Below are 14256 nucleotides of genomic sequence, written 5' to 3'. Positions count from 1 at the left end.
AGACCGATCACCTCGCCGGGGCGGCAGTGTACGGCCCCCGTGCGCAGAGTCGGTCTGTGGAGCCTGGCGTTGGACGACAGGGTGCTGGTGGCGGCGTGGGTGAGGTGACCAGCGGGTTGAGGAACACCACGCGGTCGTGTGCGGGCAGCGGGTGAACGGCGGTCGGGTCGGGAGACAAGGCCGGGGTCCTTTACGTGGTGGTTGCGGGATGGTGCACACGGTCCTGGCGGGGGGCGTCGCCATGGCAGGGTCGGAACACCCTGGTGCGGTGGGACTTCGACCAAGGCGGTTGGTGTCAACGGCTGTTCACAGATGCCTCGTTCGAGGCGGTGACCGCATCTGGATCGGTGGAACGGTGGGTCACTGCAGAGCCTTCCGCGGGCTTGGACCTGGCCAGCCACAGGCCGGTGAACACGGCGGTGGTTAGTGTGATGGCGCCAGCCGCGACGAAGGCGCTGTTGAGGCCGGCCTCGAATGAAGCGCCGCCGGATTGCCGGGTGCGGACGACGGCTCCGAGTACCGCCACGCCGAGCACCGCGCCGATCTGCCGGGTGGTGCTGCTGATGCCTGAGGCGAGGCCGCCTTCCTGCGGGGTGACCGCTTGGATGGCGGCGCCTGTCAGTGGGGACAGGGTCAGGGCGAAGCCGATGCCGACGACTCCCAGCCGCCACCACACGTTCGCGTAACTGGTGTCGGCGTGCACCATGCCCAGCGCCACCAGCCCCCCTCCGGCCAGGCTCAGACCGGTGGTCACCACGATGCGGAAGCCGTACCGGGCGGCGAGCCGGCCCGCAAACGGGCTGACGATCACCATGGCGAGGGACACCGGCAGGGTCTGCAGGCCGGCTCGCAGGATCGAGCTGCCCTGGACGTAGACGAAGAACTGGGAGAAGAAGAACGACGAGCCCATGAGCGCGAACCCCACCACGACCATGGCGGTGTTGGACACGGTGAACAGGCGCTGACGGAACAGCCGCAGCGGCAGCATCGGAGCGGAACGACGCGCTTCGACGGCGACGAAGGCGGCGAGGAGGATCACCGCGGCGGTGAAGCCGCCCAGGATCAGCGGTGAGGTCCAGCCGCGGGCACCACCCTCGATCAGCCCGTAGGTCAGTAGCCCCACCGACAGAATCGACAGCGTCGTGCCCGGGATGTCGATCGCGGGGGCGCTCGGGTTGCGGGACTCGCCGAGGTGGCGCAGGCCGACCAGCAGCAGGACCACGCCGATGGGCAGATTGACCAGGAAGATGGCGGGCCAGCTGAGGGCTTCCGTCAGCACGCCGCCGGCCACGGGGCCTGCGGCCAGACCGATTCCGCTGAATCCGGCCCACAGCCCGATCGCCTTCACTCGTTCTTGCGGCACGGGGTAGGCGGCGGCGAGCAGGGCGAGCGAGGCGGGGCTCAGTGCCGCTGCCCCGATGCCCTGCAGCACCCGGCCGACGATCAGCCAGCCGACCGAGGGCGCGAGGGCGCACACCAGGGACGCGGCCGTGAACACCGCCACGCCGGTCAGGTACACCCGCTTGCGGCCGAACCGGTCGGCGAAGATGCCGCCGGACATCAACAGCATGGCGACCAGCAGGACGTACGCGTCGACGATCCATTGCAGACCGGTCAGCTGAGTGTGCAGCCGGTGCTGCATATCGGGCAGCGCCGCTCCAACAATCGTGTTGTCGAGCAGGACCATGAACTGGCCCAGGCAGGTCACCGTGAGCAGCACGGCCCGGCTTGATCGACTGCCTGCGGTCGCATGCGATGCAGCCATGGGGTCCCCCTCAATCGATAGTTGCGCCCGGCCGCGGTCGTCGCGGGTGGCGATACATCTGAGCGATCTAAAGCAGCCAGTGGCTGCGTTAGGTGACTATAGGGAGGGTCGGCCCATAAACGCAATCCGTGGCTGCGTTAAGGTGGAGGGTATGAACGAGCGACAGCGAGCCCGGCGGCCCGGCGGGCGCAGCGCCCGCGTTGGCGCACAGGTGCACTGGGCCGTCACCGACCTGATCAGTGAGCGCGGTTACGGCAACTTCACCGTTGGCGAGGTCGCAGCCCGCGCGGGCGTGGCCGACAGCAGCATCTACCGCCGGTGGGGCAGCCTGGAAACTCTGCTCACCGACGTGGCGCTCACCCGACTCAATGCGCAGTCGCCGATGCCTGACACCGGGAGCCTGGCCGGCGACCTGCGTACTTACGCGGCCCAAGTGGCCCGCGAGATCACCGGACCCGACGGTCTGTTGTTGGTGCGCCTGGCCGTCGCCCTGTCGAGCATCGGTCAGCAGGGCCTGCAGGCTCGTGACGACCTCCGCGATGAACGCACCCGGCAACTGCAGTCCATGCTCGATCGTGCCCGCGAACGCGGCGAGCCTGCACCCGACGCGCTCGACGTGCTGGACCACATCCTGGCCCCGATGTACATCCGCGTCCTGTTCGGCATGGTCCCGCTCACCCCGGACTACATCGACGGGCTCGTCGACCGATTGCTGTGACCGCAACCCGGTTCCTGATCTGTATGACGCTGACGAGGCAGGTCGCGTGGGCGCAGGCGTCGGCGATCAGTTCGTCGTGGCGGACCGTGATCTGGCGGGCGTCTGGGGCCCAGTCGACGAACCAGTAGTCGCGTGAGGCCGGGTTCACCTCTACGGCCTCGGCCTTTGCTGGTTCGGGCGGGAGTCCGGGAAAGATCAGGCGGCGCAGTTCCTCGTCGCCACCCCAGGCGTAGGCGACGCCCCAATCCTCCCAGCCCGGCGTCGCCGCCTGGTGCAGGGTCATGCTTTCGCGGTGGCTGACGCCCGCGCGCGGCACGTCCAACGCACAGCTGTAGAACCGGTACCGGCGCGTGGCCAGGCCCAAGGCGATGCCCCGACAGGACCGCGCCGTGTTCGGGGCTCCGTCGACCGGCCTGCCGTCGGTCAGGATCCCCTCCACGAGGCCGGCAGGGCCGTCGGCCCCTGTGAGGTGCCACCGGCCGTACTTCTCGTCCAACTCCCAGCAGGAGCCGCATCCCGGCGCAACGGGGTCTGGGCCGGATTCTTTGAGTCACGTACGGCCTCGGCGTCGGGGCCGATGGATGCGACCTCGACGCAGTTGCCGGCTCCGCTGCTGTAGCTGCTCTTGCGCCAGGCGGGCTCGGGGCGGGGGCGGAGCGATCAATGGATCTCCTTGATCAGATTGCGGATGAAAGTGCAGGGTGCTCTCGCGCAGTCGCCACATGGGAGTTCACCTCCCACCAGGCCGGGGCGGTCTCCAGTTGCCGCAACCAGACTTCAGCGGCAACGGCGAGGTGTAGGGCGCCGTGGGCGGTGGGCTGTCCGGCCGCGGCCCGCTGAAGCATGGTGGCTACCGGTGCCTCGGTGAACCAGGCCGGCGGCGGCCAGCCGGGAGGAAGGGCCGAGCAAATCCCGCAGCACAAGGGCGTGGGCGCGCAGGCCGGCGTAGGAGAGGGCGTTGAAGCCGCCCTTGGTCACCGCGCCTGAACATGGCGTGCCTGCGCCAACTACGGCCGTGACAATGGAGGTAGGGAGGATAGAAAAGGTCGTAGCCTACTGCCGACGAGCCTCCGATTCAGGTCACTGGATGTACTGATCACGAGGGTGGTTAACAGCCGCTCGGTTTGGTCAATGGCGAAGACCTCCGCTGTGGTGGACGTGTGGGGCCTGCCCGCGTTGCCGTTGTTGACATCCTGCCGGCCGCGTCATGTTTGACGATCCACTCACTCCGTAGAACATAAAGCCCTTCTTGCAGTGCCCCGCCGGACCTGGTGCCGACGGGGCTCTCAGTCCACAGGAGTGATGGACAGACATGCCCAACCGAAGAGGCATACCGGGTCGAATACGGCTGTCGAGTCGCGGCCGAGGAATGGTGGCGGCGCTCGGCGCCGCCGTCCTCGTGAGCCAGACCGCAGCGATGGCTGTGGCGGACGATCCGCCCACGGGCCGTCAGGTCGCCTACCGGGGTGCGGAGCTCGATGTCCCCAAGGAGTGGAAGGTGGTCGACCTCGATAAGAGCCCGCACGCCTGTCTGCGCCTGGACACGCCGACGCTGTACCTCGGACACCCGAGGGATCAGGCGGACTGCGCGGGTTCCCGGGTTGCTCCGGACCGCGCAGACAGTGTGCACGTGGAGCCGCTCGACGGTGCGGCCGACCGGGCCGACATTCCCACCGTGACCGTCTTGGCCAACCAACGCCTGCCGGACCCGCTGCCGAAGGCGCCGAGCGGTGAAATCCGGTTCGTGCTCAAGGAGCAGAAGCTGGTCGCGACGATCGGATACGGAACATCGCCGGATGTGACCTCGGCGGTCGTCAATTCCGTGCTGGACCAAGCGTCCGGCGGCCACCAGCAGTCCAAGCGCCCGGTCGAAGCGTCTGCCGCACTCGCTGCGCCCGCCGCACCGGCCCAGCGGGCCGCGCTGCGCAGCGCCGAGCCGGTGACCCAAGGCGCCTTCAAGGGCAGGGGGTTCGACGCCTGTACTGCACCCACTCCCGCGCAGATGGAGACCTGGCGTGACAAGTCCCCGTACCAAGGGGTCGGGATCTACATCGGCGGCAGCGCCCGAGCCTGTGCCCAGCCGCAGCTCACCACCGACTGGATCCGTGACCAGTCGGCCGACGGCTGGCACCTGATGCCGATCTGGGTCGGTCCCCAACCCTGGGACACCTCGAGGCACTCCCTGCCCACTTCGCGGACCGCGGCGGAGCGCCAGGGTCGTACCGAGGCCGACGGCGCGGTGCCCGCGGCACGCTCCCTGGGACTGGGCGAGAGCACAGTGCTCTACAACGACGTGGAGAGCTACGACGACCGGGACAAGTGGGACGGCCCGGTCCTGTCCTATCTGTCCGGCTGGACGGACCGCCTGCACGAGGAGGGCTACCGCTCGGGCGCGTACGTCGCCAAGTCCTCGGGCGTGCAGGCCCTGTCGTTCCAGTACGGGAAGGGCAAGTACACGATGCCCGACGTGCTCTGGACGGCGAACTGGGACAACTCGCCGGACACCGACGACCGTTCGATGGGCCTGCCCGAGGACTGCGACCAGTGGACGGATTCCCGGCGCGCCCATCAGTACGCCGGAAACACGCAGGAGACCTACGGCGAGGTGTCCTTGAACATCGACCGCAACTCTCTCGATGTCGGCACAGACGCCGCCGACCTGCCGTTCTCGAAGAACGCCACCGCCGCCATGACCTCCGGCGACTTCAACGGCGACGGCCGCAGCGACGTGGCCGTGGTCGGCAAGGACGGCTCGCTGTACGCGTACGACGCGAAGCCGGACGGCATGCTCGCGTACGGCCAGAGGCTGTGGGGCGATGGCACCTGGGGCTCGATGCGCCAGGTCGTCGGCGGCGATTTCACCGGCGACGGGGTCGGCGACATCGCGGCCGTCTGGGACGACGGCTCCATCCACCTCTACCAGGGCACCAAGAACGGTATGCTCACCGGCGCCGGAACGATGTGGCCCGACCACAGCTGGACCACCATCAAGCACCTCACCGCCTGGCGGTCACCGTCGGGCCTCGACGGGCTGCTCGCCGTCTGGCACGACGGCTCGCTCCACCGGTACGAGGCCGACACCGACGGCGCCCTGAAGGCCGTCCCCAGCACCATGTGGCGCGATAACAGCTGGGCATCGGTCCAGCACATCGCCACCGGCGACTTCACCGGCGACGGCCACGCCGACCTCATGGCTCTGTGGCCGAACAACGTCCCTTACCTCTACTCCGGTTCGGGCCAGGGCCAGCTCAAGCCCGGCATCCCAAGCGCCGGCTAGGCCGGAAAAAGAGCCCAGGTGACACGAGAGGGCGGCCGCCCTTGCCGGTGCTGGTCAGCTCACGGTTGGCGGCCCAGCAGGGCGATGCCCCGTCCGCGCCAAGACATCTGCCGTGAAAGGTCACCGGGGATCCGCGGCGCCGCAGGTACTCACGACAGGGCCCGTTGCTTTATGCCTTGTCGGCCGCGACGCTGTCGGGTTTCTTGCGGGGCCTGCCCGGCCCAGCTTTCGGGACACGGATCTTCTCCAGCACCGGCTTGAACTGCGAGCAGTCCGCCCGCTGATCAAGCATCCTCAGCTCCTTCAGCGCGGCCGCGTCACTCTCCACCGCGCGGCGGACGACTTCGTCGGCCTTGGCGCGGTGCTGCCCGACAGAGTGGCCGGAACTAGAGTTGTCGGGAGGGGTAGTGGTAACTAAAGTTGTCGCATGACTTCGATTGGGATCACCTCCGAAGAGCGGGCCGAGCTGGGCAAGGCCCTTACTGATGCCCTTAACCCGCTCGCAGCGGCCATTCGCTCCCGCCAGTCAGGGCTGTCCACTGCCCGCATGTGGGAGGCGGACCCGGTTGATGTGACTCTGTCCGTCCTCGCCGCCTGGAAGGTGGTGGATACGGAGGTCAAGCAGCTGACGGCGCGCGCGGCGGCGACAGCCGGCTCCTACGGCGCGAGCTACGAGCAGATGGGTGCGGTCTGGGGCATCACCCGCCAGGGCGCGCGCAAGAAGTGGCCCGACGCAGTTCCCCGTCCCGCAGCCGCGGTGGCGCAGACGGCCGCGGCGCTCGAACTCTTCGGCGGCACAGCCGAACTGGTGCAGGACCCGTCGTCCGGCGGCTGGGCCTGGGCGGGCGAAGGCGCGGACGGCGCGCGCGGCGCCGCTGAGGACGGCACCTGGTACGCGACGAAGGAAGAGGCCGCCGCTCGTGCCGGAGCCTTCCTGCGGGAGCACGCCGCCAACCGCTCGTAGTGCTCCAGTGCGGTTTCGCCCGGCCCGTTGCCGGCCTGGGAATGCAAGCAGGCACTGAACTCCTGAACTTCCGTATCAGGAGCAGGCATGCGCTGTTCAAGGGCTCGTGATACAGCCGAGGAGGAAGAGATGCTGATCGAGAAGGCTTTCAGCACACAGGACGTGCTCGTGTCAGACCGGCTTGATTGCTGGCGTGACCATGTCTCCCAGACGTATACGGCCGAGGTCGAAAGCGATCAGGCGGTGGACTTCGCAGCGTCGCAGCGCATCCTGGCGCTGGGGGGCGTACGTCTGTGGACGGTGGAGCACCCTTCGATGACCCTGAGGCGGACGCAGAAGCTAATCCGACAGTCCGATCCGGGGTTGTACCATCTCTCGCTCCCCTTAACAGGGACCATGAGTCACAGCGGCCCCGATCACGAGGCGGATTACGAACGGTACGACCTGGTACTCCATGACACCTCACGACCCCACCTCATGCGAGCGGTCACCAGCTACGGCGAAGGCACTGTCTCGGGAACAGGACTCTTCGTCCCCCGACAACTGCTGCCACTGCCGGAGAACGCCATTGACGGACTGCTCATGCGGCGGCTGTCGGGGCGTGAGGGCGTCGGTGCATTACTCGCTCAGTTCCTCACCCAAGTTGCCCGGGACTCCGGCTCCTACCGGCCCGACGACGGACCCCGCCTGGGGACCGTGGCGGTCGACCTCCTCTCCGCGCTGCTCGCCCACGTCCTCGACGCAGACAGCTCCCTCCCCCCGGAAACCCACCGACAGGCCCTCGTACTGCGCATCCGTGCCTTTGTCCAGCAGCATCTGCACGACCCGCAGCTGACCCCGTGCACCATCGCCGCCGCGCACCACATTTCCCGCAGCTACCTGTACCGCCTCTTTGAGGACGAAGAGGAGTCCATCGCTGCCTGGATTCGTGGCCAGCGCTTGGAGCACGCCCGCCGCGACCTCGCACAGACCGCCATGCGCACCACCCCCATCCACGCCATCGCCGCCCGCTGGTGCTTCACACACGCCGCCGATTTCACCCGCGCCTTCCGAAGGGCCTACGGCATGTCACCCAGGGAATACCGCAGCTTCGCCCATCGGCCACAGTGACAGTGCTGCTCGAACACACAGCCCGTGACCTCGCGATCCGACCCAGCGCGCCACCCGCATCCGCGCCTTGTGCACCGCTCCGCATCCCATCCAGCGACTACCGCCACCAGGGCGGCCGCATCGCCGAGTAGACGGACCCCGCGGAGCGAGCTGATCGCCACCGACGCACTGGCCCTTGGGCACTTGCCTTTTCTGAATACCCTTGATGGATGCGGGAAGCCCGCTTCCGGACGGCTTGCCGACCCCTCGCGGGCCCGGTTGTTGAACACTACGGCCGTTGTGCTCGCACTCACCGCAACCCAGGAGCTGGGATGTGGGGGACGTCCGCCGCGCGCATCCCGCCCCGGAGGGGCAAAGGCTCAGCAGCATCGCTAACAGCGCCGTTCAGCCCTCCGCTAAGTTGGCCTACACGGCGCCGAGAAGTCCGCCGGCCGCGGTGACGAGCCCCCGGCGGCGTTGCTGGCGCGGGCGGTGTCGAGTGCGGCGCGATCAGAGGGCGTTGCGCATCGCGTAGGTGGCACCGACGGTGGCCTTGGCAGTGCCGGCCAGGGAGGGAGAGCAGGACGGTGACGCGGCCGGCCAGCTGCGCCTCCTCCCGCAGCCACATCGCTTGCCGGTGATCGGCCTGCGCCGCCACCAGCTCGGTCACGCTGTCCACCGCGTCCCTGCGGTGCGCCGCGGCCTCGGCGCCAGCAGATGCTTCGGCGAGCGTGCCGTGCCCCGCGCCCACTCCACCTCGACCGTGCCGGGGGTGAAGGCCCGCCGACTTCATGCACGCCCTTCCGCTCCGCTTATGGCACCCCCCAAGGACTACCACCACGAATTTCTGCGCCTAACCGAGTAGACAAATCGCTAAGAACTCGTGGATTCATCGCTAACGACGCCCCGCCATCCGTCCGCCAGACTCATGGTGACTCCGGTACCGACGCCCGGATCATGAAGTCGCCAATCAGAATCTTCTGAGGATGGGGGAGGGTTTTATGAAGTACAAGCTAGGCGTGGGAGTCGCCGCTGGAATGGCTCTGGGCCTTCTAAGCGCGGGCACGGCGGCAGCAGCCCCGGCCGGATATCCAGGTGGCCATGTGGCCGTTTTCACCCCGGCGGCCCCGGCATCGGCGACGTCGACGGCATACTCCACGCCCGGGGTGGAAATCGACCAAGAGCACGCGTGGAGGACAGTCAGGGTCTCTGTGCGGGGCACAGACGTCGCCGTCCGCGCGTACGAGTCGGCGAACAACTGCCGGAACTACCCGTCCAGCAGATGCCGTCTCCGGGGTCGAGTGACGAACGTAGAGGCGCGGGCTTCCTGCCGTAAGAAGGGGCAAAAGGTGACCGCTGGGGGAGCTACCAGCGCCTGGTGGACCTTCCTCGATCCCAAGGGGCCAGTGCATGGCGGCTGGGTCAGCAACGTCTACGTTCGCGGCGGCGGCGTACCGAAGTGCGCCTGATAGACGGGCCACTTGACCGACACGAGTTCGAAGCTGCGCACTGGCATTCTCTCAGCTGATCATTTGCAGGTTCCGTTGAGGACGAGGGAATTGCTCGGACGATGTCGCCGCCGCATCCGCAGGCTGTCGACACGAGGCATTCGTGCTGACTGGCAGCGCCCTCATTCAGCTAGGGATAGCACAGGTTGCGGCCGGCACTGTCGATTCGACATCCCGCGCGACTTCTACCGCGAGAATCGCATTCTGGGCGGTGACTGCTTCTGGGTTGCGGTCCCATAGACCCATGACCATCATCACCACGCTCCTGTGCGTCACCGACTCCGGATACTGGATCACGGAGCCCACCGCACACGTCGAAGGTCTGCAAACCGGCGGAGGCAACGGGCTGATCTGGCCGGGCCGCGGCGCAGCAACTATCGCCACCGGACTTGAGGACGGCCCGGTGCGGATCACTGTCGACGCACGCGCGACCGAACCCCCGCTCAACCTGGAGGACTGGGAGGAGGCCATCGAGGTCAGCATCCAGTTCGACACCGATGAAGCCGACCTCGAAAGCCTCGGCGGCACCGTGGACGAGACCCGCAGGAAACACCGCTGTGCGCAGCCGGCCCAGGCCGGTACCGCGTCCGGCTCCACGCCCGCGGGCGCGACCGCGCCGCCGAGATCGCCGACCTGGAACTCGACGAGGAGCCTGTCGAAGAGCACCTCATCCAGACCTGGCCAGCACCACAGGCGCCGGAGATCCGCCACAAGATGACCGACGCCTACGGTGCCGAACGCCGGACACGGTACGCGCCACTGCTCTGCGTTCTCACCGGCGACCAGGAATGGGTGAGAACACCACGTCGGGCATCCAATCGGAGCCCGATGAGTCACGACTGATATCGGAGGATGAAAATGTCCAATTACGCCGTCCGTCGAGTCCTCGTAGCGATCAGTGTCGTCGCGGCATCCCTGGGCGTGTCGACGGCCATGGCAACACCCGCTTCGGCAACCTCGTCGATGTGCAGGGCGTACCTCCTCGACAAGGGGTACAGGGTCGGTCCCAAGGTGTACCACTGGTGCAGCTATACGTCTGACTTCGACAATGGCAGGGAAATGCGTTACAAGCACGAGCGGTGCATCTATGAGCTCCGGAAGATCGGAGTTCGGTCCGGTCACGCGCGGAAGGCATGCACTCTCGCGCAGCGCTAAGGGCTGTCCCGATCGTCATGAGGGTCCGTCAGTAGGCGGGCGGACCCTCATGTGGACTCCCACAAGATCCCGATTGTGGTGACCGGACTGCAGCGGCTGCGCGAGCACGGCCCGGCGGGGCCGGCGTTCCTGCGCCTGGCCGAAGCCACATGCAGCCGCTCCTGGAGACGATCGGCAACCCGCGCCAGGACGCCGCCGATGCCCGCTACCGGGCTAAGGAGAAGGCCAAGTCGGCCGCGTACCTCGCCCAGAAGCAGCGCGAGGCCAGGCATCGCGGCGCTGACGGACGCCGCGATCGCCGCCCTGGACACCGCGGCCGAGCAGGGCTGGTCCCCAACAGCCGCAAGCGACACCTGCACGTGCCGGGGCAGGGCAGGCCCGGGGCCGGCCTTTGAGCGGGCTGCCCACGAGCTACGGGCTCCAACGAGCGGAAATGACGATGCACACGCATCGTGTGCACTGTTCTCGGTGTACCGCCTTTACCTTCCGTCCATGGCCGAGTCGCGGAACACAGCAGACGAAAGCGGCTGCACGACGTCCCCCAGCGTCCTGTTCAGCTCACCAGGGCTCCTCGACGAACACATGCCGCTCGACCGGGAGGCGAACCTGGCGCTGGCCCACGCGGTGCTCGCCTCCCCGCCGGAGGCGCTGGAGCCGAGGGACTGGGAGCAGACTCCGATTGCGCCTGACGCAGCGGGCAGCGAGGCCAACCACGGCATTGACGGCGAGCCAACCGGCGGCGAGGTGCGCCGCAGTGCCTTCCGGTACGTATCCGGCGACCGAGGCCACAACAGGAAGGGCCGTCAGGCTGCCCGTGACCTCCCGCAGCCGGGGTCTGCGCCACTGCCAGTGGACCATCCGCCAATGCCGTTCGTTCTCGCTGGGGAGGCCGTGCTGGGGGCCGTTCTGCGTCTCGTTGCTCATCGGGAAATACCTCCGTGGGTCTCGGCATCGCCGCTGTTCGGCGTAACACCCAGATTGGACAGGGGTGTTCGAGACTCAAAAAGCATTTCCCGCAGGTCAGGGGGTTGTTTGAGTGACACTGTGGGTACCCTGAAGGGCCCTTCAGGGTACCCACAGTGTCAACTCGCAATCCTCTGCGGCTTGTTCGGGACCACCAAAAGTCGCATAAACGCCCTATGTGGCAGTAGACGCTTCGCGTCAGCCGACCCGCTCAGGGCTTCCCGCGGACCATTTCACACGGCCCACGGTGCGGAAACCCGTGTTCTCGTCACCGTCAGGCAAGACCGCCCGACGGAAACACAGCGCGCGGAGCGTGGTCTGCTCACCCGGTAGATGACGAATCCGCGCACGCTCGGATGAAATTCCACCTCACGCGCGCGAATCTTGACGGCAGCCGTGGTCGAGCGTCCTGGCGCACCGCCCCGCACGCGACAGGACCTTCCCGTGAGGCCCATTCCTGGCTGTCGGCGATGGCCGTGAGCCGATCCAGCAGAAGGTGGCAGTTCGCCAAGGCGTCGTACTGGCTGCCAAGTGGCTGGTACCGATAGGCGTTGCGCTTGGCTGACCACAGTCCGCGCCACTGCGTGCAAGGGACTATGGCGTCTTCCCACCGGCACTTCCTGAGCCAGCGTTGTGCGGCTGCGGGACGGGCGTAGTGGCGGTTGAGTTCGCGTTCGATGACGTGGCGGTCGAAGGGCATGTTGTACGCCAGACATCGGTGGCCCTGCAGGGCACGGGTGAGGCGCGGTAGCAGGGCACTGAAGGTCTCAGCCCCGGTGACGTCGGGGGAGGCGATCTTGTGGAGGGCCGTGGCGCCGGGGTCGATGGCTGCCTGAGGGTTCATGGTGTGGTCCAGCACGAGGGTTCCGTGCCGATCGGTGGCGGCGATCTGAACGGCGTAGGGGGTGTGGAGCCCAGTGGTCTGGAGGTCGACGATCAGCAGTTCGAAGTCGGCCGGCGCCGAACGTGCCCAGGTGACTACGCGATCGCGGCTTTGCTGCCAGTCGGCGGGCCGGCGCAGGCTGCGCACTGCATCGTCGAGGGTCGTGTGGCGTTCCTCGACTACCTGGACTCGCCATCGGGAGTCAGGAGGGTCGTACGGGTGCGGGCAATCAGTCACCGTGACGAAGCGGTCTGAGCAGGCCTGGCTGGGGAGCTCTCTCCTCCGCCTTCTCCGTGCCTGTCCGGGCAGGACTCTACGACGAGCAGATGTTCTCCGGAGGCAACCTCGCCACCTTTGCCGTGGTCACCACAGCGGCAACGGCCGCGACCTGGTTGGGCATCAACCGCCGGAAGACCCGCACGACGGACCGACGGTCCTCGTCGCGCGCTGATCCGTATGACAGCCGGGCCCAGATGAGAACTCATCTGGGCCCGGCAGCACAACCGCGCCGTAGAACGCGGCTCCGCGAGACCGATCGGAGACTGCTCCGGCTGATCGTGTCGCGGGCTGCCGGAGCGGAACCGCGTGGACCTGCCTCAGGGTGGGTGACGCGCTCGATCGTGCTGTGCGCTGATGACCTTTTCCAGGCCCCGGTCGGACGGCCGGAGGTTCGGATCAGCGCAGTCCGGCGAAGAGATCGTTCTCGGGTACGGCCCCGCCGGTGGCGCCCTGGACACGTACGAAGGTCTCCATGCCCATCAACTCGCCGAACCTCTCCTTGCCCATCTTGAGAAAGAAGATGTTCTCGCCCTGACTGGCGTGTGCGGCCAGTGCGTCGAACTTCTGGCCGCTGAATGCGGTGGTGTCCACCCACGTGGTGATCTCATCGTCGGGGAGGCCGATCTCAGCCATCGCGGCGGCTTCGGCCGGATCCGGCTCCGGCATGTCCGCATGGAACTCGCGCATTATCTCCCCGAACCGCTGCATCATCGAGCGGGGCGTCGTCGTCCAGTACACCTTCGGTGTCAGCTCGGTCATCTCCAGCGCCGCCATCGTGATGCGGTGGGCCTGGATGTGGTCGGGGTGGCCGTAGAAGCCGTTCTCGTCATAGGTGACGACCACATCGGGTCGGTAGTGCCGCATGAGCTCCGCGAGTCGGGCGGCGCCTTCCTCCACGGGCATCTGCCAGAAGGATCCAGGGGCGTCGTTGCTCGGCCAGCCCATCATCCCGGAGTCGGCATAGTCCAGCATTTCCAGATCGCTGATCTTCAGGGCTTCGCAGCTGGCCTCCAGTTCTTGACGGCGCATCAAGGCGACGGCCGCCGGATCGTGCCCGGCATCGCCCGGCTTGGCACCGGCTGGTCCGTCACCGCAACCGCCGTCGGTACACGTCACGAGAACCGTGCGGATGCCCTCCGCCGCGTACCGCGCGAGGACCCCTCCGGTTCCGGTGGCCTCGTCGTCGGGGTGGGCGTGCACTGCCATGAGTGTCAAAGGCCGGTCAGTCATGAACAAGTCCTCCTGCGGAAATGCATCCTGGTCTGAGTGCGCGGCGGGCGTACCGCGCTCCCGGGGCCCGGGTCCTGTCGGGGCGGATGACCTTGTGCCCACCATGCGACGCCGGTCCTCGGTCGATGCAACAGCGCCGGCAGGACGGCAATTCCCAGAGGGCAGCGGCGGGCCTGGGCACACGGGACGGCCGCCGCGCTGCTCTGAGCACCCGCCCGCATTCAGCCCGGTGGTAAGCACCTTGGTGTTGAGGGCTTCCCGCGCAGCGTGCCTCCTGCTGTGCGTCCTACGGTTTCCCCTACCAACCCCCCTACGCCGTCCTCTCCGGCGCGAGAGGCTAAAGCCACAGGTCAGCGCCCATGGTCAAGGGCTGCCCGGCACTTCGACAACCCTCCTTCCCCTCCTCTCTTGTCAGTGGTGGGTGT

11 protein-coding genes and 1 pseudogene are annotated in these 14256 nt (G+C 67.5%); 5 read left to right on the top strand and 7 right to left on the bottom strand.

Annotated features, from left to right (window positions below; genetic code table 11):
- Positions 1–295: 295 nt before the first annotated feature.
- A complete protein-coding gene (locus AC3EUV_RS35925; protein WP_432146575.1) occupies positions 296–1765 on the bottom strand; it encodes an MFS transporter in 1470 nt (489 codons plus the stop codon).
- Between the two features lie 151 nt (positions 1766–1916).
- Here AC3EUV_RS35925 and AC3EUV_RS35920 point away from each other — a divergent pair, with 151 nt between their 5' ends.
- Positions 1917–2483 (top strand): TetR/AcrR family transcriptional regulator, encoded by a 567-nt coding sequence (locus AC3EUV_RS35920; protein WP_432146576.1) that lies wholly within the window; start codon positions 1917–1919, stop codon positions 2481–2483.
- Here AC3EUV_RS35920 and AC3EUV_RS35915 read toward each other — a convergent pair.
- The gene (locus AC3EUV_RS35915) at positions 2440–2979 is read right to left on the bottom strand and encodes a hypothetical protein (RefSeq protein ID WP_432146577.1); all 540 of its coding nucleotides are present in this window, start codon (positions 2977–2979) and stop codon (positions 2440–2442) included. The two genes, AC3EUV_RS35920 and AC3EUV_RS35915, sit on opposite strands and share 44 nt — an antisense overlap.
- Positions 2907–3107: pseudogene (locus tag AC3EUV_RS35910) on the bottom strand (DUF397 domain-containing protein); the annotation flags it as partial. The gene AC3EUV_RS35915 and the pseudogene AC3EUV_RS35910, both read right to left, overlap by 73 nt.
- Positions 3108–3882: 775 nt before the next feature.
- On the opposite strand from AC3EUV_RS35910, the gene AC3EUV_RS35905 reads away from it, so the two are divergent.
- Positions 3883–5760, top strand: a complete 1878-nt coding sequence (locus AC3EUV_RS35905; protein WP_435604723.1) for a glycoside hydrolase domain-containing protein — start codon at positions 3883–3885, stop codon at positions 5758–5760.
- Positions 5761–5929: 169 nt separating this feature from the next.
- On the opposite strand, the gene AC3EUV_RS35900 is transcribed toward AC3EUV_RS35905, so the two are convergent.
- Positions 5930–6052, bottom strand: a complete 123-nt coding sequence (locus tag AC3EUV_RS35900; RefSeq protein WP_432146579.1) for a hypothetical protein — start codon at positions 6050–6052, stop codon at positions 5930–5932.
- Between the two features lie 135 nt (positions 6053–6187).
- Between AC3EUV_RS35900 and AC3EUV_RS35895 the strand changes: the two genes are divergently transcribed.
- From AC3EUV_RS35895 to AC3EUV_RS35885, 3 genes are all read left to right on the top strand, one after another.
- Entirely contained in the window at positions 6188–6724 is a 537-nt protein-coding gene (locus AC3EUV_RS35895; protein WP_435604722.1) for a hypothetical protein, read from the top strand.
- Positions 6725–6853: 129 nt separating this feature from the next.
- Positions 6854–7834 carry a helix-turn-helix domain-containing protein gene (locus AC3EUV_RS35890; RefSeq protein WP_435604721.1) on the top strand — a complete coding sequence of 327 codons (981 nt, stop codon included), beginning with the start codon at positions 6854–6856 and terminating at the stop codon, positions 7832–7834.
- A gap of 1731 nt (positions 7835–9565) precedes the next feature.
- Positions 9566–10039, top strand: a complete 474-nt coding sequence (locus AC3EUV_RS35885; RefSeq protein WP_435604720.1) for a hypothetical protein — start codon at positions 9566–9568, stop codon at positions 10037–10039.
- Positions 10040–11034: 995 nt separating this feature from the next.
- Here the strand turns inward: AC3EUV_RS35885 and AC3EUV_RS35880 are convergent.
- The 3 genes from AC3EUV_RS35880 to AC3EUV_RS35870 form a co-directional block, all read right to left on the bottom strand.
- A complete protein-coding gene (locus AC3EUV_RS35880; RefSeq protein WP_435604719.1) occupies positions 11035–11400 on the bottom strand; it encodes a hypothetical protein in 366 nt (121 codons plus the stop codon).
- Positions 11401–11761: 361 nt separating this feature from the next.
- A complete protein-coding gene (locus tag AC3EUV_RS35875) occupies positions 11762–12469 on the bottom strand; it encodes a 3'-5' exonuclease (protein WP_432146584.1) in 708 nt (235 codons plus the stop codon).
- A gap of 528 nt (positions 12470–12997) precedes the next feature.
- Positions 12998–13831, bottom strand: a complete 834-nt coding sequence (locus AC3EUV_RS35870) for a PIG-L family deacetylase (protein ID WP_432146585.1) — start codon at positions 13829–13831, stop codon at positions 12998–13000.
- Positions 13832–14256 lie beyond the last annotated feature (425 nt).

This window comes from Streptomyces sp. bgisy130 (assembly GCF_057708345.1).
This window is presented reverse-complemented; position numbering and strand designations above follow the sequence as displayed.